Annotated in this window: 12 protein-coding genes; 4 read left to right on the forward strand and 8 right to left on the reverse strand. The window is 67.0% G+C overall.

Annotation, left to right across the window (positions count from 1 at the left end):
* The first annotated feature begins 55 nt into the window (after positions 1 to 55).
* Genes R2E40_RS12660 through R2E40_RS12670 form a run of 3 tightly spaced genes read left to right on the forward strand, consistent with a single transcriptional unit; the run spans position 56 to position 3,000 of the window.
* Entirely contained in the window at positions 56 to 1,072 is a 1,017-nt protein-coding gene (locus tag R2E40_RS12660) for an amonabactin ABC transporter permease subunit 2 (RefSeq protein WP_049047220.1), read from the forward strand.
* Positions 1,073 to 1,085: 13 nt separating this feature from the next.
* Positions 1,086 to 2,153, forward strand: a complete 1,068-nt coding sequence (locus R2E40_RS12665) for an amonabactin ABC transporter permease subunit 1 (RefSeq protein ID WP_318163510.1) — start codon at positions 1,086 to 1,088, stop codon at positions 2,151 to 2,153.
* Between the two features lie 43 nt (positions 2,154 to 2,196).
* Complete coding sequence (locus R2E40_RS12670) at positions 2,197 to 3,000, forward strand: amonabactin ABC transporter ATP-binding protein (protein WP_045526902.1); 804 nt, start codon at positions 2,197 to 2,199, stop codon at positions 2,998 to 3,000.
* Between the two features lie 60 nt (positions 3,001 to 3,060).
* Here R2E40_RS12670 and amoD read toward each other — a convergent pair whose 3' ends face one another.
* Positions 3,061 to 3,846: an amonabactin biosynthesis phosphopantetheinyl transferase AmoD gene (gene amoD / locus R2E40_RS12675; protein WP_318163511.1), complete on the reverse strand. Its 786-nt coding sequence runs from the start codon at positions 3,844 to 3,846 to the stop codon at positions 3,061 to 3,063.
* A 156-nt stretch (positions 3,847 to 4,002) separates the two neighbouring features.
* On the opposite strand from amoD, the gene R2E40_RS12680 reads away from it, so the two are divergent.
* Positions 4,003 to 4,947, forward strand: a complete 945-nt coding sequence (locus R2E40_RS12680; RefSeq protein WP_201899125.1) for an amonabactin ABC transporter substrate-binding protein — start codon at positions 4,003 to 4,005, stop codon at positions 4,945 to 4,947.
* A 75-nt stretch (positions 4,948 to 5,022) separates the two neighbouring features.
* On the opposite strand, the gene amoH is transcribed toward R2E40_RS12680, so the two are convergent.
* The 7 genes from amoH to amoC all read right to left on the reverse strand — a co-directional run bounded on the left by amoH (position 5,023) and on the right by amoC (position 20,604).
* Entirely contained in the window at positions 5,023 to 6,567 is a 1,545-nt protein-coding gene (amoH, locus tag R2E40_RS12685) for an amonabactin biosynthesis glycine adenylation protein AmoH (protein WP_318163512.1), read from the reverse strand.
* Positions 6,564 to 12,851: an amonabactin biosynthesis non-ribosomal peptide synthetase AmoG gene (amoG, locus tag R2E40_RS12690; RefSeq protein ID WP_318163513.1), complete on the reverse strand. Its 6,288-nt coding sequence runs from the start codon at positions 12,849 to 12,851 to the stop codon at positions 6,564 to 6,566. The genes amoH and amoG overlap by 4 nt, the downstream gene beginning before the upstream one ends.
* Positions 12,852 to 12,865: 14 nt before the next feature.
* Positions 12,866 to 13,615 carry an amonabactin biosynthesis protein AmoA gene (gene amoA, locus R2E40_RS12695; RefSeq protein WP_318163514.1) on the reverse strand — a complete coding sequence of 250 codons (750 nt, stop codon included), beginning with the start codon at positions 13,613 to 13,615 and terminating at the stop codon, positions 12,866 to 12,868.
* A 20-nt stretch (positions 13,616 to 13,635) separates the two neighbouring features.
* On the reverse strand, positions 13,636 to 16,725 hold the full coding sequence (gene amoF, locus R2E40_RS12700) for an amonabactin biosynthesis non-ribosomal peptide synthetase AmoF (protein WP_318163515.1): 3,090 nt from the start codon (positions 16,723 to 16,725) through the stop codon (positions 13,636 to 13,638).
* Complete coding sequence (amoB, locus tag R2E40_RS12705) at positions 16,722 to 17,648, reverse strand: amonabactin biosynthesis bifunctional protein AmoB (RefSeq protein WP_318163516.1); 927 nt, start codon at positions 17,646 to 17,648, stop codon at positions 16,722 to 16,724. Before amoB ends, amoF begins: the two co-directional genes overlap by 4 nt.
* Before the next feature lie 24 nt (positions 17,649 to 17,672).
* Positions 17,673 to 19,334, reverse strand: coding sequence for an amonabactin biosynthesis (2,3-dihydroxybenzoyl)adenylate synthase AmoE (gene amoE / locus R2E40_RS12710; RefSeq protein WP_318163517.1), 1,662 nt, complete (start codon positions 19,332 to 19,334; stop codon positions 17,673 to 17,675).
* Between the two features lie 76 nt (positions 19,335 to 19,410).
* A complete protein-coding gene (amoC, locus tag R2E40_RS12715) occupies positions 19,411 to 20,604 on the reverse strand; it encodes an amonabactin biosynthesis isochorismate synthase AmoC (protein ID WP_318163518.1) in 1,194 nt (397 codons plus the stop codon).
* Positions 20,605 to 20,633: the final 29 nt, after the last annotated feature.

Consider the following 20,633-nt stretch of genomic DNA (forward strand, 5'->3'; position numbering starts at 1 on the left):
GCCCGTCAGGGCTCCCTTTTCTGCTGTTATTGCCTCGACGTGAAGGAGTAGCCGGGTGCACAGACACCAAACACACCTGTTCTGGCTGGGAGTGGTTCTCCTGCTCCTGCTCATCTGTCTTTCACTGGCCACCGGCGCCGGTGTCTATGGTGGCCGCGAGGTCGCCGGATTTCTGCTGGGCGATCCCGCCCTCATGGCCGACGAAAAGCTCGCCATGATCGTTCATACCCTGCGTCTGCCCCGCACCCTGTGTGCCCTGGTGGTGGGCGTCTGTCTTGCGCTGGCGGCCTCCATGCTGCAAAGCGCCACCCGCAATCCGCTGGCCGAACCCGGCCTGCTCGGGGTCAACGCCGGCGCCGTGTTCGCCCTGGTGATCGGCCTCACCTATTTTGGCGTCGAATCCGCCTACGGTTACCTGCTCTGGTCCGGCATGGGGGCCCTGCTCGGCAACCTCATCGTGCTCGGCCTCGGCCTGATGGTGGGGCGCTCCAACCCCCTCAAGCTCATCCTGGTGGGGGTCGCCCTCTCCGCCACCTTCGGCGGCCTCTCCAACTTCCTGCTGCTCTCCAACCAGGTGGTGCTGGAACAGTTCCGTTTCTGGAATCTGGGGTCGCTGGCCGCCTCGGATCTCGATGCCGTGCTCACCGTGATGCCCTTTGCCCTGCTCGGCCTGCTGCTGACCCTGGCGCTCTGTCGTCAGCTCACCCTGATGCAGATGGGTGACAACCAGGCGCTGGCGCTCGGCATCCGGCCGACCCGGGTGCGCATCGGCGTGCTCTTGGCCGCCACCCTGTTTACCGCCTGCGCCATCGCCATCGCCGGCCCCATCGGCTTCGTCGGTTTTCTCGCCGCCTACTGCGCCCGTCTGGTGGAGCCGGTGCGCCTCGCCATCCAGGTGCGCTTCTCCGCCCTGTTCGGGGTGCTGTTCCTGCTCGGCGCCGACATCCTGGCGCGCTGGCTGATCCAGCCGTTCGAACTGCCCAACGGAGTGATCCTGGCGCTGATCGGTGCCCCCGTGCTCATCCTGGTGGTGCGCAGCGGCGGTTTCCGCTCCCTGCTGGCCGTCAAATAAGGTTGCCTGCCTCATGAACAATTCCATCAATCCCTCCCTCACCACGGCGCTTCCTACCGGCACCGTCTGCCTGCGCATTGGCAGCCGCACCCTGTTGCTGCACCGCCGCGCCTGGCTGATCACCCTGGGGCTCTTGGTCGCACTGGTGCTGCTCTCCCTGCTGGCGCTGACCCTGGGCTCCGGCAAGCTCACCATGCTGGGGGTGATCCAGACCCTGCTTGGCGAGGGCAACCGGCTGAGCGAGGTGACCGTCTTCAAGATCCGGCTGCCGCGCATCGTCGCCGTGCTGGTGGCGGGCGCGGCCATGGGCCTCTCCGGCTGCCTGGTGCAGACCCTCATTCGCAACCGCCTCGCCACCCCGGACATGATCGGGGTCAACGAGGGGGCCTCCTTGGCCATCATCGCCTTCTCCCTCTACCTGACCCTCGGCAGCTGGCCCTGGTGGGCCGCGCCGCTTGGCGCCCTGTTTGCCGCCGCCGTGCTCTATGCCCTGTGCAACAAGCCGGGGGAGCAGGGCTACCTGTTCGTGGTGATCGGCATCGGCGTCTCCGAGCTGATGAACGCCATCGGCCAGTTCGTGATGTCCACCCAGTCGCTGGTGCACCTCACCAGCCTCTACCTGTGGAACATGGGCAATTTCGTCGGCCAGGGCTACAGCACTGTGCTGCCGGTGGGGATCCTGATCCTGCTGGTCTGCCCCTGGATCATTTATCTCTCCCGGGCCCTGGGCGTACTGCGCCTCGGCCCCATCACCGCCCAGAGTCTGGGGGTGAACGTCAACCGGGTGCAGCTCGGCGTGCTGGCCCAGGCCATCGTCGTGGCGGCGCTTGGCACCGCCATCGGTGGCCCCGTGGTGTTCATCGCCATGGCGGCCCCGGTGCTCGCCTCCTGGCTCAGCCGGGATCGCATCGTGCCGCTGTGGATTGCCGCCCTGTGCGGCGCCCTGCTGCTGCTGGCCAGCGACACCCTGGTGCGGGTGCTGGCCAGCCCCCACGAGGTGGCCACCGGCATCATGACCCGCATTCTCGGCGGCCTGCTGCTGCTGTTCATCCTGCTCAAAGACCGCCAGAAGGCCGACTGACGATGCCATTCATCCATTTTCAAGACAGACCGAGGGCCGCCTGATGACGCTCACCATCAATCACCTGCAATTTGGCTATCAGCACAAGCCCGTCTTCAAGGACATCTCCTTCACCATTCCCCAGGGCAAGCTGGTGGGGATCGTCGGCCCCAACGGCGGCGGCAAGTCCACCCTGCTCAAACTCCTGGCAGGCCAGGAGCAACAGCAGGCCGGCGAGATCCTGCTCAAGGGCAAGCCGCTGGCCAGCTACGGCAAGAAGGCGCTGGCTCGCGAGCTCGCCTACCTGCCCCAGCGTCCGCTGGTGCCCGCCGGCATCCAGGTCGAGCAGCTGGTGCAGTACGGCCGCCATCCCCATCAGGGCTGGTTCAATCAGTGGAGCGAGGAGGATGCCCGCATGGTGCGCTGGGCCTGCGAGCGGATGCAGCTGGGCGACATTTTGCAGCAGAGCGCCAGCTCTCTCTCCGGCGGCCAGGCCCAGCGGGTGTGGCTCGCCATGGTGCTGGCCCAGGATGCGGACATCATCCTGCTGGATGAACCCACCAGCGCCCTCGACATCGGCCACCAGACCGAGGTGATGGAGGCCATCCATCAGATCACCGCCGAGGGCAAGACGGTGCTCATCGTCATCCACGATCTCGCCACCGCCGCCCGCTACTGCGACGAGCTGATCGCGCTGGGGGACGGCGGCATCCAGGCCATGGGGCCGGCCCGCGAGGTGGTGACCAAGTCCCTCATCGACCGCCTCTACCAGACCGACGTGGACATACTGCATGCCCCCGGTGACGGCGCCCCCATCATAGTGCCGCGCCGCAGACCGCACGCCTTTGCCATGCGCCAACCAGCCTGAGCCCCATAAAAAAACCGCCGAGAGGCGGTTTTTTATGCTTGTGTCTCGGCGCGCCGCCACTCACAGCAGCAGGCTGGTGAGCACCCCGCCCGGCCGTGTTTGCCAGAGCCCTGTTTGCCAATGCAGTGCCTGCCAGTACATTGGCTGCCAGTACAACGTGCAGCGCCAACCCGCCGGCAGTGTCGGGGTCAGCCCGCCCACCAGTTCGAGGGTGAGGATCTGCTCCGTCATGGCCAGCCAGCGGGCATCGAGAAAGTCAAAATAGCGCCCCACCCTGGGGTAGAGCGCCTTGAACAGGCTCTCCTTGGCCGAGAAGATCAAGGTGAGCGCCTCAGCCCTGCTGAGGCCAACGGCGTGGGCAGCGGCCGCCAGCCGGTCCCACTCCTCCCCGCTGGCAATGCCGGGCCAGAGCTCGCTCGCCTGCCCCTCTGCCAGCCAGCCCTCCAGATCCAGCCCCATCCCCGCCCGGCCGGGGCGCACCGCACACAGCGCCATGCCGCCCCCCTGCAACAGGCTGTGGCTGATACTGCCCTCAAACCCCGCAGGCCAGCAGGGTTCGCGGGCGGCCCCTATGCTCACCTGCTGCTGGCCCAGACCAAAGGGGTGCAAGGCCCGGCGCGCCGCCAGCCGGCCGGCCAGAAACTCCCCCAGCCGCTTGGGGGCCGCGCGCTGCAAGCTGGCGGGCAGCACCATGCCGGCCGCATCGTAACAGGCCGGGGTGAAGGCGGCGGGGTCAAAGCAGACCCGTTGCAGCGCCATGTGCGCCGTGCCGGGCAGCGGCAGGCTGTCGGCCTGCACGATAAAGCGATCCAGTGAACAGGCTGGCGCAGTGGCAATGAACATCACGAAGAGCCCTTGGTGGGTGAGCCCGCATGGTAGCAAACCGCGCCCTCCTCATGCCACAAACACAAATGACAATTCTTATCATTTGAATTTGTGGTAGCATGAGTTCGCCCGTTTGGGGCCCAGTGTCCCACTGATTTCACCAAGAAGGATGTAACGATGAAGATCTCCTCTCCCCTGGCTGCCGTGCTGATGCTGGCCAGCCTGGTCGGCTTCCAGGCACAGGCCGGCAGCGAGACCCGTCAGGTGACCGATGCCGACGGCAAGACCCAGGTCGTACCGGCCCAGCCCAAGCGGGTGGTGGTGCTGAGCGAAATCGATCTGGACAGCGCCCTGACCCTGGGGCTGCAACCGGTCGGCACCGTCAATGGCCGTGGCCAGTCCACCCTGCCCCGCTACCTGCTGCAACAGGCGGGCAAGGAGATCGCCGTGGTCGGCGATCTGGACAACCCCAACCTGGAGAAGCTGATCGATCTGGAACCCGACCTCATCCTCACCGGCCAGACCAAGCCCGAGCTGCTGGCCCTGCTCAAGGAGATCGCCCCCACCGTGGTCACCGGCAACTGGGGTGACTCCTGGAAAGAGATCTTCAATCGCAGCGCCCACGTGCTGAACCGGGACGCCGAAGCCAAGACCTTCCTCGCCCAGTATGACGCCCGCCTGCAGCAAGCCCGCAGCAAGCTTGCCAAGCATCAGGGCGAGCGCCTGAGCATAGTGCGCTGGAACCCCAAGGGCCCGAGCTACATGCACAGCGGCACCTTCGCCAGCAGCGTGGTGGAAGAGATGGGGCTGACCCGACCGACCCACCAGATCGGTGACAAGACCCCCCACTCCCCGGCCCTGAGCCTCGAATCCCTCAATCTGCTGGACGGCGACTGGCTGGTGATCGGCACCCTCAGCGCCAGCGGCGATGCGGTGGATGCCATGAGGCAGGCCGAGCAGACCCCGGCCTTCCAGCAGCTCGGCGCCATCAAGAGCAAGCGCTTCGGCGCCGTGGACGGATCCCTGTGGACCTCCACCGGCGGCCCCCAGGCGGCCCTCAAGGTGATCGACGACGTCGAGCAGCTGCTGGCCAAACCCGATGCGGCCCCCATCACCCAATAAGCCCGCGTGATCAGCGCCCAAAAAGAAGCCCGCATATGCGGGCTTCTTTTTTATCCATGGCTTTTAACGTCCAACTTATTCCGGCAAGGGCAGCGCCTTCCTATCTAATTTTCCGCTGCCGGTCTTGGGCAGGGCATCCAGCAGCATGAGCCGCGCCGGCACCATGTAGTGCGGCAGCGTCGCCTGCAGCCCCTTGCGCAGGGCCAGCCGGTTGAGGGTCACCCCGCTTTTCGCCTCCACGTAGCCCACCAGCATGGCCTCGTCCCCCTCGCCCACCAGACGCACCGCCGCCTCCTGCACCCCGGCCTGACGACGCAGTCCCGCCTCCACCTCGCCGAGCTCGATGCGAAAGCCGCGCAGCTTGACCTGATCGTCGCGCCGCCCCAGATAGAGGAAGCTGTCCGCCCCCAGCCGCCGCACCCGATCGCCGGTGCGATAGAGGCGATGGGTGGCAAGGCGCAGGAAGGCGGCGCTGGTCAAGGCCGGCTTGCGCCAGTACCCCTCGCACAGGGCCGGACTTTCGATGCAGAGCTCGCCGCACTCTCCCTCTGCCACCGGCTGCCCCGCCTCGTCCAGCACCCAGTGCCGATAGCCGGGCAGGCTGTGGCTGATGGTGATCTGGCCATCAGTCGGTGGCCAGCGCACCTCGCTCACCAGCGACCAGACGGTGGCCTCGGTGGGCCCGTAGCAGTTCCACAGCCGCCGGGTGCGGGCACAGAGCTGCTCGGCCAGAGCTGGGTCCAGCGCCTCGCCACCGCACAGGGCGGTGAGGGTATTGCGCCCCTGCCAGCCGGCCTTGAGCAGCATGCGCCAGCAGGCCGGGGTGGCCTGCAGCCAGTTGATGGAGGGGTCGCCCTCAAGCAGCGCCAGCATCCCCAGTGGATCCTTGTTGTGCTCGCCGCCCGCCACCGTCAACCGGCCACCGCCCCAGAGCGGTCCCAGCATCTCCAGCAGGGAGATGTCGAAGGCCGGGGTGGTGATAAAGAGCCAGTGGCAGCCAGGTGAGAGCCCGAGCCGCTCGCGGATCCCGTCGAGGAAGCAGAGCAGGGCCCGCCGGCTGATGACCACCCCCTTGGGCTCGCCGGTGGAGCCCGAGGTGAACATCATGTAGGCGGCCAGGGCGTCATCCACCTGAGGCCAGGAAACGGGCCCTGCCGCTACCGGCCCGTCGAGGGTGCGCAGCGGACAGCCGAAGGCGGGAGCCGGCCTGTCGCCGTCGCAGATCACCGCCGACAGGCGCGCCTGACGGGCGATCCCCTGCAGCCGCTCCACCGGAAAGTCCGGCTCAAGGGGCACGAAGGTGAGGCCGAGCCGCAGGCAGGCCAGCAGGCTGGCCACCAGATCGGGGCTGCGGGAGAGATAGAGGCCGACTCGCTCCCCCACCGCCAGCCCCTGCAGGCGGGCGGCAATCTGGGCCACCCGATCATTGAGCGCGCCGTAGCTAAGCCACTGCTCATCTGATCCGCCCTCACTGATGCCCTCCCCGCCCATACGGATGGCGGGGGCCAGCGGGGTGGCGGCCAGACATGCCGCCAGCCGCACACCCAGGTTGGCCGCCCCCTCACGGGGGGCAGGCCGGGTTTGCACGAGCGAAGCCTCATGCTTGATGGTCACCGTCATAGCGCGACCTCCGTTTGGCGCACCAGCCAGTGCCGATAGAGCCGGCTGGGGGATGGATGGGCCTTGAGGGTCTGCAGGGTGAGCGGCGCCCGCTCCTGGCCAAACGCCTCGTTGAGGGCCGCTAGCAGGGCGAGTTGCTGCACCGAATCCACCCCGAGTTCACACAGGGTCTGCTGCCAGATGCCGGGTACGCCGCACTGGCGCTCCCACAGGGCCACCAGAACGCGGGCCTCGGCCGGTGGCTGAGCCAGGCCGGACTCAGCCTTGGTGGCGGCCACCTGTGTGACAGTCGATGGTGTGGCAGCTCCTTGTGCTGGGAACGGCGCGGCCGCCGCCACTCTGGCCGGTTGGCTCAGATCCGCCTGCGCCAGCCAGTCGAGCTCGGCCAGCCAGGCAGCCAGCACCGCCTCGGCCCGGGCCTCGGGGATCTGCTCGCCGTCAAACTCGAGGCGCAGCTGGAACGTCTCGCCCCGGCTGCTGACCACGAGCGACAGAGGCAGCTCCACCTTCTCCACCACGGCGCCAAAGCGCGGCACCAGCTGGTGGGGTTCGGGGGCGGCAGGGGCCGCCGGCATGGGGTAGTTCTCGAACACGAACAGACTCTGAAACAGGCGCGCCCGGCCTTTGGTCAGTGCCGCCAGCGACTGGGTGCCGTGCTCGTTGAGCGCCATCAGGTCGGTCTGCAACCGGGCGATATGCTCGGCCAGAGTCAGTTCGGTGCGCCACGCCAGCGCCAGTGGCAGGCTGTTGATGTAGAGCCCGACGCTCGCGGTGATCCCCTCGATGGGGTAATCCCGCCCCGGGGTCACGTTGCCCACCAGGGTGACGGCATCGCCAGAACGGCGTGCCAGCAGACGGTGCCAGGCATATTGAGCCAACAGGCCCGCAGTCACGCCAAGGTCGCGGGCACGATGGGCGAGCAAGGTTGCCACCTCGGCCGGCAGCGCCGTGGCACACACCGCCGGTCGCTGCTGGGTATGGCGCCCGCTTGAGCTAGCGTCCAGCGTCACCCCGAACAGGCAGGCGAGATCGTTGGGCGTTGCCAAGAGCTCGCCTCGCCCCTGCCAGTAGGCCTCGGCGCTGCGGGCTTGGCTGGCGATATGGCGGCCAAATTCTAGCCAGGCGGTATCCGGCTCGCCCTGCGGCAGCAGGCCGTTCATCAGCGCCTGATAGCCGCGATGCAGGGCACCCAGCAACACGGGGCCGCTCCAGCCATCCAGCACGCCGTGATGGGCGCTGAAGATCACCTTGTGGTGATCGGGGGCCAATTTGAAGCAGGCAAGTCGCAGCAGGGGCGCCTGCTCGAGCGGGATCGGGCTGGCCAGATCCTGCTCGCGGTAGGCCTGGACCCGTGCCTCTGCATGTTCCACTTCAGACAAGTCTTCATAGTGGAACGGCAACTCGGCATGCTTGAGGATGCGCTGCAGCGCGACCCTATTCGCCAGCACCAGTTCGCTGCGAAGGGCCGGCCAGCGGGCGATCTGACCCTGCCAGGCCTGACGGTAAACCGCCACGTCCAGCGGCTGGTGATAGTCGATCTCGGTCTGCAGGTGATAGGCGTGATCCCGGGGCAGCAGCGCCCTGTGATGGAACATGCTCTGCTGAAGCGATGTCATCGGCAGCAGGGTCTCCACCTCACGCCCGCTCAGCACCCGATCGAGCGCGGCTTGCGAGAGGCCAAGCCCCGGGAAGTCGCTCGGGGTATGGCGCGGGGCCTTCAGGTTGCAGCAGTGTTCCACCAGCGCCGTCAGGTTGTCCGCCAGCCGCGCCATCAGGGCGTCGCTCGCCTGCTGGTTGAGGGCGCCCACCTGGCGCAGGGTGAGGCGACCATCAAACACACCACCGTGCAGGCTGACCAGCTCGCGCGGCAGGTTGTCAGGGGAACTGGGTGCCCCCGGCGCCATCGGCAGGGGTTGCCAGGGTTGAGCGGCCTCGCCCTGATGGCTGACCCCCAGGTAGTTGAAGACCACCAGGGCTTCGGGCAGTGCCCAGCCACGTGGGTGGTGCAGCCGCAGGGCGTTGAAGCCCACCCCCTTGTCCGGCACGGCGCGCAGCTGCTCCTTGGTGGCGCACACCAGCGCATCCCACGCTCCGGCATCCGCCAGCGCCAGCGGGTAGGTGCTGGTGAACCAGCCGAGGGTACGGCTCACATCCAGTTCAGCATCGATGGCCTCACGACCGTGTCCCTCCAGCATCACGCAGTGACGGCTGCCGTAACCCTGCTCGCTCAGGGTGCGGGTCAGGGCCGCCAGCAACAAGTCGGGCACCCGGGTGAAGTAGGCCTGGTTGGCGGTGTCGATGAGCCGGGCAGTGGTCTCCTGACTCAGTTGCAGCAGGCTGGCGGCGGCGCGGCCATCGGCGGCGCGCGCCGCTTCCAGCAGGTGACCCTGGCTGCCCTCCCCCTGAGCCAACCAGAAGCCAAGCTGATCCTCTTCCCGTTTGGCGTAGGCTGCGAGCCCCTCGCCCCACTGGCGATAGCTGCTGCCCTTGGCGGGCAGCGGCTCGCCCCTGCTCACCCGGGCCAGATCCTCGGCCAGAATGCGCCAGGAGACCGCATCGATCACCAGGTGATGGAAGGCGAGGAAGAGCCCCTCCACCGTCTCGCCCTCCCGCTCACCTTCCAGAGAGAGATTGCGCAGGCGGGCCCAGGCCAGGGTGTGGCCGCTGGCGGGGTCGAAATCTCCCTGCAGCTCGGTCAGGCGGGCCTGCAGCTCGGCCTCATCGAGGCTGCCGGCATCCAGGGTCGGCAGCGGCGGCAATGTCAGCTCGGCCAGATAGCGCTGACCGGCCGGGGTCACCGCCAGGCGCAGGGCATCGTGGTGCTGGCGCAGGGTATCCAGCCAGCCGCGCAGGGCCTCATCGTCCACCCCGGCCGGCAGGCGCAGGATCACCCCCTGGTTCCAGTGACCGGACTTGGCAAAGCCCTGCTCGAAGAACCAGTGCTGAATGGGGTGGAGCGGGAACTCGCCGGTCAGGCTGCCCTGCTCGCTCCTGTGGCTGACGGCCTGCTGCTGGCCGAGCTGGCGGCAGAGGCGGCGCACCGTCTTGGCTTCGAACACGTCCTTCACGCTGCAGTGCAGTCCCGCATCCCGCAGCCTGGTGGTGAGCTGGATGCTGAGGATGGAGTCACCGCCCAAACGGAAGAAGTCATCCTCCACCCCGAGCGGTTGCTTGAGCACCCCTTGCCAGATGGCGAGCACGGTCTGCTCCAGTTCGTTTTGCGGCTCGCCCTTGCTCTGCTGCCAGACGATGGCGGGCAGGCGGCGCAAGTCCAGCTTGCCGTTGGGGGTGAGCGGCATCTCGGGCAACCAGCAGAGGCGCGCCGGCACCATGTATTCGGGCAGGCACTCGCCGGCCCGCTGCAGCAGGGTGTCGCCGTCGGGCTCCCTTGCCCCGGCCTGCAAACAGGCATACGCCAGCAGGCGCCCCTCCTGCACCACCACCTTGATCTGGCGGATGATCGGGCACAATTCGGCGAGCCGGGTCTCTATCTCACCCGGCTCGATGCGATAGCCACGCAGCTTGATCTGCTCGTCTATCCGGCCCAGATACTGGATGTTGCCATCGCGGCGCAGCAGGGCCCGATCGCCGGTGCGATAGAGGCGATGGGGTCGATCCGCCAGCACCAGCTCGATAAAGGCCTCCTGGGTACGCTCCGGCAAATTGAGGTAGCCGCGGGCCAGCCCCAGCCCCGCCAGGCAGAGCTCTCCGGGGACCCCCACCGGGCAGAGGTTGCCCGCCTCGTCCAGGATCAGCGCCTTCAGGTTGTTGATGGGGCGACCGATTGTGATGGGCGCCCCTGGGGTGAGCCGCGCGCAGAGCGCGGTGACGGTGCACTCGGTCGGGCCGTACATGTTGAACAGGGCCACCCGCTCCCCCCAACGCTCCACCAGGCTGCTCGGGCACGCCTCGCCGCCAAAACCGATGGCCTTGAGGGAACCGAGATCCGCCGGTGGCAACAGATTCGCCAGCAGGGCGGTCGGCAAAATCATGTGGCTGGCGCCGCAAGCGATCGCGGCACCGATCACCCCCTCGCCCGGCTCGCCGAAGTGCAGGGCCGCGCCGCAGTACAGGGGCAGCAAGCTGGTCATGTTGCCGGCATCAAACGAGAGGGACATGCAGTTGAACATGGCGCCATTCTGATCAAGAGCGATCCGCTCGCCGTGATCCGCCATCAGGTTGACCAGGCTGCCCTGCTCCACCATGACTCCCTTGGGCAGGCCGGTGCTGCCGGAGGTGTAGATGATCTGGGCCAGCATGGCGGCGTCCCGAGGCAGTGTAGGCGTGCTGGTTGGCATCTTGTCCAGCGCAAGCTGGTGCAGATCGTGATACGCGGCACCCGTGCCCGCCAGCGCCTCGCCAAGCCGCGGGTCCGGCACGCCGCCCAGCACCAGGCTGATGGATGCATCGCCTAAGATATGGGCCAGCCGCTCGGCGGGATAGGCAGGATCGAGGGGCACATAGGCCGCCCCCGCCTTCCAGCAGGCAAGCAGGGCGATGACGAAGGCGACATCGCGTCTGGCCTGAATGCCGATGGCGGTGCCCGGGGTAACGCCACAGGATTGCAGCCAGTGGGCCAACTGGTTGGAACGCACCTCCAGCTCGCCATAGGTCAACGATTGCGCGCCGTCGCTGACCGCCAGCGCGTCCGGGCACTGCCCAGCGCGCCGCTCGATATGACAGAGCAGGGTGTCGCGGCTCGGGTAATCCCGCGGCAGATCGGCAAGCTGTGCGGCGAGCGCCGCCTGGTCAGTGCCCGCCTCCAGCGGCAGTTGCCAGATGTCGGTCTCGGGGGCCGCCACCACGGCGCGCATCAGGTGCAACAAGCGATCGGCAAGAGCCTGGATGGTCTCTCGCTCGAACAGGGCGGTGGCAAACAGCCAGTCCACCCTGACGGAGTCCATCAGCTCGGTCACCTTGACCGAGATGTCGGTCTTGGCCGGCAGCACAGGCGAGGTCTCCTCCACCAGCTGGCAGCCGGGGATGAGATCGTTGAAGTCCACCTTGGCCTGATAGACCAGCATGATCTGGAAGATGGGGTTGATGGCGGTAGTGCGATCGGCGCCGATGGCCTCGGCCAGCGCCTCGAAGCGGTAGAGCTGGTGATCGAAGGCCGCCAGATCCTCCTCCCGGCACTGCTGCAGATAGTCGACAAAGCTGGGCTTGCCGCTGAGTTGAGTGCGCAGCACCAGGGTGTTGACGAAAAAGCCCACCAGCGACTCGATCTCGTGGCGCTCGCGATAGGCGAGCGGGGTGCCGATCACCACCTCCTTCTCGCCGCTCTGGCGCACCATCAGCAATGCAAACAGGGCGTGCAGACCGATGAAGTTGGAGGTGCTGTGACGTTGGCACAGGCGCTTGAAGCTCTCCCACAGATCGTTGTCGATGGTGGAGAAGACCAGCTCGCCGCCGCTGTCCTGATGGGCCGGGCGCGGCTTGTCCAGCGGCAGACCGTGTACCTCGGGGCTGCCACCGAGCCGGTCGACCCAGAACGGCTTGAACTCGGCGTGATAATCGAGAAAACGCGGTGAGTTGAACCAGCGGGCATAGTCGATGTAGGTGAGCGGCAGTTCGCTCACCTGCAGGGGCTCGCGGTTCTGATGGGCAAGAAAGGCGCGCTTGAGATCCGCGAACATGTTCTTGACCGACCAGCCGTCGGAGATGATGTGGTGCTGGGTGATCAGCAACACGTGCTCGCGGCTGCCCAACCGAATAAGGTGTACCCGGCTGAGATCCCCCTGGGTCAGGGAGAAGGGGCGGCCTATCTCCTCGCGCACCCGGCGGGCCACATAGGCCTCCCGCTCGGCACCGGGCTCTGCGCTCACGTCCTCAATCTGCAGCGTGAAGGGCGTGTGGGGCAGGATCTCCTGCGCGCCCCTGCCCGCCTCGTCCTTGATGAAGCGGGTGCGCATGCTAGGGTGGCGGGCAAACAGGTGGTCGAAGGCAAACTCCAGCGCCGCCGTGTCCAGCTCTCCCTTGACGCGAAAATAGACCGGCATGTTGTAGAGGTGGGAGGCCTCCTCGTACTGCTCGATAAACCAGAGCCCGCTCTGGGATGACGAGAGCGGCCCCTGCCGGGCGCCCTCGGCGACGATAGGCGCCTCGAAGGCGGCGCGGGCCGCCAGGCAGCGCACCAGTTCATCCTTGTGGGCCTTGATGGTGGCGCCGATGGCCGGCGTCACCGCCTCCTTGCTCGACTGGGAGATAAGCTGGCCTTTCTCGTTCAGCGCCAGCTTGACCCCCTGCCGTTCCAGCTGTTTCAACAGCAAAATCATATTGTTCATCTGTTTCTCAAGCCTCAGGCACTCAGGGTGGCGCCGCCGTCGACGACCAGATCCTGCAGCGTGATGTGGCTGGCCAGATCCGAGGCCAGGAAGAGGACGGTATGGGCGATCTCCGCCGGGGTGGCTACCTTGCGCAGGGGGATGCCGAGCTTGAACTGCTCCGGCAACCCGACAATGGTGCGGGCCATGGCCTCCTCGCTTGGCAGCATGCCGCGCAGCATGGGGGTATCCGTCGAGCCCGGCGACACCAGGTTGGCGCGCACGCCGAAGGGGGCCAGCTCCAGCCCCACCGTCTGGGTCAGGCTGGTGACGGCCGCCTTGGAGGCGCAATAGGCCGCCATCTGCATGCGCGGCACATGGGCGGCGTTGGAGCCGATGGTGACGATGGCGCCGCGCTGCTGCTCCTTGAAGTGGGGCACCAGGGCCCGCAGCAGATAGAAGACGCCGCTGGCGTTGACCGTCATGCAGTCGTGCCAGTCGTCATCGCTCAGGGCGTCGGTGGGGCCGAGGCGCAAGACCCCGGCCCCGTTCACCAGCACATCGAGCCCGCCGTCTGCCAGCAGCGCTGCGCAGCAGGCGTTGACCGCCTTCGAATCGCCAATATCGAGCAGCCGGGTGGCATAGGGGTAGTCGGCTTCGGGAAACGCCAGATCCAGCCCCACCACGGCGGCGCCGGCTGCCACGAACTGCGTTGCCACCTCGCGGCCGATGCCGCGCCCGGCTCCGGTCACCCAGACCCGCTTGCCAGTGAAATCAAAGGCCATTGCTTGTTGCTCCTTGCTCATCACCACACCATCTCCACGCTCTCTTCGTCCTCGGCAAGCAGGCCGTCGAGGAAACGGCAGAAGTCATCGAGGCGCGGGTGATCGAACACGTCGGAGACCTTGACCTGCACCCCGAACTCGGCGCCGAGCCGGTTGACGATCTGGATGGTCTGCAGGGACTGCCCCCCCAGTTCGAAGAAGTTGTCCGTGGGCGCCATGGTGGCGAGCCCCAGGATCTGCTGCCAGATGGCGCCGACCCGGTTCTCGGTCTCGCTGCCCAGGGTCAACGCTTCGCCGCCCGCCTGATAGGCGGCCAGCAGGGCCTTGCGATCCAGCTTGTTGGAGCCGGTGCGGGGCAGCTGGTCATAGTGGCGATAGTCGGTGGGGATCATGGCGGCAGGCAGCACCTTGGCCAGCTGCGTCTTGATGACCCGGCTGTCGCGCTCCGGCCCCGCCACGAAGGCCACCAGCCGGCGCACGCTGCCGATGCTCACCCCCTGCACGCAGGCCTCATCCACCCCCGGCAGGGCCAGCAGCTGGGCCTCCACCTCGCCGGGCTGGATGCGATAGCCGCTTATCTTGAATTCGTTGTCGCGCCGGCCGAGGTAGACCAGCCGGCCAGCCACCAGGCGCACCCGATCGCCGGTGCGATAGACGGGCAGCTCCTCCCCACCTATCCGCAGGGTGCCAAAGCTGCCTTGTACACCCCCCACATAGCCGTTGGCCAGCTGCGGGCCGAACAGCACCAGCTCCCCCTCGCTGGCGGGTTGTTCCCCTGCCCCCAGGATGAGCGCCTGCATGCCGGGCAGCGGCAGGCCGATGGGCAACTGGGCCTGGCTCGGGTCTTCCTGCTGCAGCTCCTGAGTGGTCACCACCACTGTGGTCTCGGTGGGACCGTAGGTGTTGAAGAGGCGCACATCGGAGCGGCCCTGACGCTGCCACTGGGCTAGCTGCTCGGGGTAGACTGCCTCGCCGCCGATGATTACGGTGGTAAGCCCGGCAGGGATATGGGCCTGACCCGCCGTCAACGCCACTACCCACTCGTTCCAGAAGGCGGTGGGCAGGTCGAGGTGGGTGATCCCCATCTGCTCCACCCCGGTCGCAAAGGCGGGCATGGATTCGAGCAGGGCGTCGGTGCGCAGCACCAGGGTGGCACCGGCGCTCAAGGTGGCGAACACCTCCTCGATGCTGGCGTCGAAGTTGAAGGGGGCGAATTGCAACATCCGCGCGTCTTCATCCAGGTGATAACGGCAGCGGGCGGCGGCGGCGAAGTGATCCAGCGCGCCGTGGCTCACCGCCACCCCCTTGGGCAGGCCGGTCGAGCCCGAGGTGAACATCAGGTAGGCGACGGCGCGGCCGGCGGCCGGCTGGTTCAAGCGGTTATCGCTCACCAGATCCCCCGCGAGGAGCGTGCGCCCCTCAAACAGGCTGGCCAGCTTGTGGCGGTACTCGGCCTGGGTGATCAGGGTCTTGACCTCCCCCAGCCGCAGAATATGGCCCTGGCGCTCCAGCGGCTGCTCGGGGTCGAGCGGCACGTAGACGGCGCCCGCCAGCAGCACCGCCAACTGGGCGAAGATGGCCTGGGGGGTGCGGGCCAGCATGACCCCCACCTTGTCGCCGGGGGCGACGCCTGCGGCTTGCAGGGCGGCCGCCATCTGTTCGGCTCTGGCCAGCAGCGCCTCGTAGCTGAAGCGGGCCTCTCCCTGCTCCAGCGCGATCTTGTCCGGGGTCTGGGCGGCGAAGTGGCAGAGCGCCTCCAGCACCGGCCGTGTCTTGATCACTTCATGGGCAGGGCCGGCGATCAGGGCGCTGGCTCGCTGCTCGGCCAGCCAGTCGGCCTTGAGCGCACCCAGGGTCTGGGCGGGCTCGGCCAGCCAACGTCCCAGCAGGGCAAACAGGGTATCGGCGATGGCTGCCAACTCTCCCTGCTGGTAGCAGCCGGGGTTAGCGTCCAGATCCAGTCTGGGCTGGCCATCGACGCCGACCTGCACCTCGATGGTGAGATCCTCCACCGGGCCGGCGCTGATATTGAGAATATGGGCAGATAGCGGCCCGAAGCGGCGAGCGTGATCAAACGGCATGATGTTGACCAGGGGGCCGAACAGGCGCTTGTCGCCCCCCACCAGGCCAAGGTCGCGGCGCAGCAGTTCGTAGCGGTAGTGCTGGTGCTTGCGCACCCCACGCTTGGCCTTGGCCACGGCGCCGGCGGCTCCCGCCAGACTCAGCCCCTCTTCGAGCTCCAGAGCAAGGGGGGTAATGTTCATCTGCATACAGGGCACGGTCAGCGATACCGAGCCAATGCGGTTCATCATCATCAGGCCGAGCAGGGTCTTATCCTGGCCGCTCGACAGCGCCAGCTGGGCCGACAGGCCGGCCAGCAGCAGATCGGGCCAGCCCAGCTTGTGCTCGTCGGCAAAGCCGGTCAGGGATTGCCACAGCGCCGCCGGCAGCGGACGGCTCTCGCGGATAAAGTCGGCCGCGATGGGCGCGCGGGTCTCGCCAAAGGACTTCACCTCGGGCCAGGCTTGCAGCTGCTCCTGCCAGAAGGCGCAGGCGGAGGCGTTCTTGCCACTCTGCTCGCGGCTCGCCTCTTCCGCCAGCACCTCAGCCAACGAGCCGAAGGGCGATGGGGAGTTCATCTCACCGGCCAGCCCCTCTGCATACAGTTCGGCGATGCGCTGGAACAGCAAGGTGGTGCCAAAGCCATCGAGGGCGATATGGTGCACGCAGCTGTAGAGGTAATCGCGGCCGGGGCCGCGCAGCAGGGCGAAACGGCAGGGCGCCTCTTGGGTCAGCTCGAACGGGCGGCGCAGATCGGCCCAGGCCCAGGCGCGGGCCTGCGTCTCGTCATCGCGCTCGAGGGAGACCTCTTCATAGGCCAGGGGCAGCTCATGCGAGACGAAGCAGACCGTCTCGCCGTCCTGTTCGAAATGGCCCTTGAGCGCCTCGCACTCCCCCACCGCCTTGGCAAGGGCTGCGACCAGTACGGCCGCCTCGACCTTGCCATCGAAGGCAATACACTCGGCGGTGTTGAACATCGCCTTGTCATCGTTCAGCAGATGTCCGGACCAGAGCCCCTGCTGGGGGATGGTCAAGGGGAAGCGGTTCATGGGGTCACCTCCAGCGCCTGGGCTGCCAGCTTGGCCTCGATGAGGCGCCACCAACCGTTGAGGGTCGGCAGCTTGGCGAGATCCACGAAGCCGAGCTCGACCCCGGCGGCGCGCCACTCGGTGAGCAGGGCCATGATCCGTACCGAATCCAGGCCATAGTCGATCAGGCTCTCGTCCGCATCGAACTCTTCTTCATCCTCGTCGATATGGCTCAGCAACCGTGCCTTGAGCCCCTCATACGTCAGCAACGGATTGGTCAGCAAGGGATTAGTGGGCTGGGCGGCAGAAGCGGAAGCCGGGGCAAGGGCCAGCACCTCCTCGCAGGGGATCACCTTGCCGCAGCGGGTCGCCACGTAGTCCAGCGCCATCTGGTGATCGGCCAGGGAGAAGTCTGCCACCCCGTCCGCCAGGAAGAAGGGCTGGATATCGCGCATGAAGGCGTCGCAGGCAGTCATCATGCAGCCGATATGGCCGTAGATGCCGCCGATGATCAGCTGATCCCGCCCCAGTTCTTTGAGCATCTGCTCCAGCTCGGAGCGCTGGAAGGCGCTGTAGCGCCACTTGACCAGCACGGTGTCGTCACGCTCTGGGCGCAGTGCTGCCACCACCTGCTGCTGCTCGGGCCGCTTGTTGAGGCCCGGGCCCCACATGTCGTTGAGCAGGGCGCGATCTTCAGGGGATTGATCCTTGGGCTGGGCGGTGTAGAAGACCGGAATGCCAAGGGCCTTGCACTGCTTGCGCACGGCAGCCAGGTGCTCGGTGAGCGCCGCAATCAGCGGGCTGTTTTCGCCATAGAAGGCGGTGAAGTACTCCTGCATGTCGTGGATCAGCAGGGCGGCGCGTTTGGGATCCAGAGACCAGTCGACCTTGTTGGCCTTCCACTGGCTGGGCATGGCGTAATTGTTCAGGGTTGGGATAGCCATAACGTCATGATTCCTTTTTTAGTTTTATGCTGTTGTCAGGGGCTGGTTGGCGGCGATGGCGTGCGCAATGCGTGCCCGCAGCCCCTGCTTGTCAATCTTGCCCACCGCCGTCATGGGCAGGGCGTCCAGGGTTTCGAAACGGTCGGGCAGCTTGAAGTCCGCCACCCCGCGCTCACGCAGAAACTTGCGCAAGGCCAGCGGCTTGAGCCCCGGCTCGGTGGTGACGATAAAGGCGCAGCTCTTCTCCCCCATGGCGCTGTCGGGCATGGAGACCAGGGCCGCATGGGTGATGGCCGGGTGGTGCAGCAGCTGGTTTTCCACCTCTTCCGCCGCGATCTTCTCGCCGCCCCGGTTGATCTGATCCTTCTGCCGCCCGACCACGGTGAGGTAACCATCGGCATCCTGTACCACCAGATCGCCGGAGCAGTAGAAGCCCTCGGCATCGAACACCCGGGCGTTGTGGGCCGGGCTCTGGTAGTAACCGCGGAAGGTATAGGGGCCGCGGGTGTGCAGGGCGCCAGGCTCGCCGGGGGCGACCGGGTTGCCCGCCTCATCGAGGATGCGCACCTCGTCATCCGGGCTCATGGGGCAGCCCTGGGTGTGGATCACCTTCTCGTCGGGATCAGAGAGCCGGGTGTAGTTGACCAGCCCTTCCGCCATACCGAACACCTGCTGCAGCCGGCAGCCGAGCAGCGGCCCTATCTTGCTGGCCACCGCCTCCCCCAGCTTGGCGCCGCCCACTTGCAACAAGTCGAGGCTCTCGAGCTGAGTGCGCGCAGTGGGATCCGCTTCCGCAGCCTGCAGCCAGAGCGAGACCGCCGGCGGCACCAAAGAGGTGAAATTGACCCGGTGGCGGGCAATCAGCGGGAAACAGCTGATGGGGCTGGGGTCGGGCGCGAGCACCACGGTGCCGCCCGCCTCGAACACCCCCAGAGCGCCAGGGGAGCTCAGGGGGAAGTTGTGGGGCGCCGGCAGGGCGCACAGATAGCGGGTATGGGGCCCCAATTCACAGATTTCATTGCTGCGGCGCACGCTGTACAGGTAGTCGTCATGGGTACGGGGAATGAGCTTGGGAGTGCCGGTGCTGCCACCGGAGAGCTGGAAGAAGGCCACCTCGTCCGCCGGGGTCGGGCCAGATTTCACCGGCTCACTCTCAGCCCCCTTCGCCAACCAGCGGGTCAGCCCCAGCTCTCCCCCATCGCCATCCAGCAGCACCAGCTCGGCGCCTATGGTGGTCAGCAACTCGCTCTCGCGCCCCTTGCTTGCAAACAGCGGATGAGCCAGCGAGCCGATAAAGAGGCGCGGTGTGATCTGCTCGGCATAAGAGAGGAGTTCCAGCCGGTTGTGGCTAAAGAGCGCATTGACCGGCGCGATGCCGGCCTTGAGCAGGGCGAAGAACACCAGATAGAACTCGGCCACGTTGGGGAGCTGCACCAGCGCGGTATCCCCCGCCCCCAGGCCGTGGTGAGCCAGATTCGCGGCCAGTCGGCTCGAGGCGGCGTCCAGCTCGCCATAGCTGAAGCGGCGCTCACCGCAGAGGATGGCCTCGGCGTCGGGGGCCAGCTCGCACTGGCGCGCCAGCATGGCGGTCAGCGGCTCGCCGCGCCAATAGCCCTTGGCGCGGTACAGCTCCGCCAACGCGTCAGGCCAGCGGGTATAGGGCAGGAAGCGGTTGGACTGGGTCATTGCGCCACCTCCGGACTCAGGCCCAGGGCTTTCAGATCCGGCTGCCCACTCTGCCAGCCCAGATATTGAAGCTGGCTCATTGCGCCACCTCCAAATCCAGGCCCAGGGCTTTTAGCATGGTGCCCAGCTTGGTGCCGGTCTCGGCCCACTCCATGGCGGGATCCGAGCCCGCGACGATGCCGGCGCCGGCGAACAGCTCGACCTGATGGCCGTCGAGCACGCCGCAGCGGATCACCACGGCCCACTCGCCGTTGCCCTGGCTGTCACACCAGCCGACGATGCCGCTGAACAGGGCGCGCCGGAAGGGCTCCTGCTCGCGGATGAACTGGCGGGCCAGATCGGTGGGATAGCCGCACAGGGCCGGGGTGGGATGAAGCTGACAGGCAAGTGACAGTACCGACGCCTCGCCGCCATTGAGCCGGCCGGCGATGGGGGTGCCCAGATGCCAGAGGGTATCCGTGCTCATCAGCGAGGGATGAGCGGGGATCGCCAGCTCGCGGCAGTGGGGCGTCAGCACCCGGCGGATCTCGTCGATCACCAGACGGTGCTCATGCTGATCCTTGCGAGAGGCCAGCAGATCCCGGGCCACCATTTCATCTTGCGCCGGCTCGCTCGCCCGTCTGGCGGAGCCCGCCAGCGGATGGGTGAACACCTCTCCCCCGCTGACCCGCAGCAGCAGCTCGGGGCTGGCGCCAAGCAGGCGGCGGTCCTGGCCGAGCGGCAGGGAGAAGTGGAAGGCGTGGGGATTCTGGGCCATCAAACGGGCCATCACCTGCTTAGGGTCGGCGGGCTGGTACAGGGTAAGGGTGAGTTTGCGCGACAGCACCACCTTGGCGAGCCGGCCCTCGGCAAACGCATCCAGCGCCGCACTGACCGAGGCCTGGAATTCGCTGGCCGGCGGGGTGCTCTGCACCGAGATGACCCGGTTGGCCTCAATGGCCTGCTCTGCCATCGCCGCTGTTGCCGGCACCTGTGCCAGCGGGACAGGGCGATCGCCCCGCTCATAGCGGCCGGGCACATAGAGGCAGGAGGCTTCCGCCGGGTCAAACGCGAAGGCACCGATAAGCAGGGGGTTGGCCTGGCCGGCGGCGCTGGCCGCGGCCAGCGCGTCGGCGATCTGTTGTTCCAGCAAAGGCCATTCACAGGCGGGGGTGGTGATAGGCTGGCCCAGGTCAGTGGCACTGAGCGTGCCCTGACCCGAGGTAAACAAGAATTCGGGCGAAGACGCAGCCTGGGCAGGCGCGCTATTTTCCATCACAAGAGTATCCACGTTACACCCTCAAATATGATTCAAAATGA

The sequence above is a fragment of the Aeromonas sp. CD genome (assembly GCF_033349375.1).
GTDB classification, from domain to species: Bacteria; Pseudomonadota; Gammaproteobacteria; order Enterobacterales; family Aeromonadaceae; genus Aeromonas; species Aeromonas hydrophila.

Coding starts and splice junctions, on each gene's coding strand:
- R2E40_RS12665 (WP_318163510.1), top strand. CDS start 1,086: ATGAACAATTCCATCAATCCCTCCCTCACCACGGCGCTTCCTACCGGC.
- R2E40_RS12670 (WP_045526902.1), top strand. CDS start 2,197: ATGACGCTCACCATCAATCACCTGCAATTTGGCTATCAGCACAAGCCC.
- R2E40_RS12680 (WP_201899125.1), top strand. CDS start 4,003: ATGAAGATCTCCTCTCCCCTGGCTGCCGTGCTGATGCTGGCCAGCCTG.
- amoH (WP_318163512.1), bottom strand. CDS start 6,567: ATGACGGTGACCATCAAGCATGAGGCTTCGCTCGTGCAAACCCGGCCT.
- amoG (WP_318163513.1), bottom strand. CDS start 12,851: ATGAACAATATGATTTTGCTGTTGAAACAGCTGGAACGGCAGGGGGTC.
- amoA (WP_318163514.1), bottom strand. CDS start 13,615: ATGGCCTTTGATTTCACTGGCAAGCGGGTCTGGGTGACCGGAGCCGGG.
- amoF (WP_318163515.1), bottom strand. CDS start 16,725: ATGAACCGCTTCCCCTTGACCATCCCCCAGCAGGGGCTCTGGTCCGGA.
- amoB (WP_318163516.1), bottom strand. CDS start 17,648: ATGGCTATCCCAACCCTGAACAATTACGCCATGCCCAGCCAGTGGAAG.
- amoE (WP_318163517.1), bottom strand. CDS start 19,334: ATGACCCAGTCCAACCGCTTCCTGCCCTATACCCGCTGGCCTGACGCG.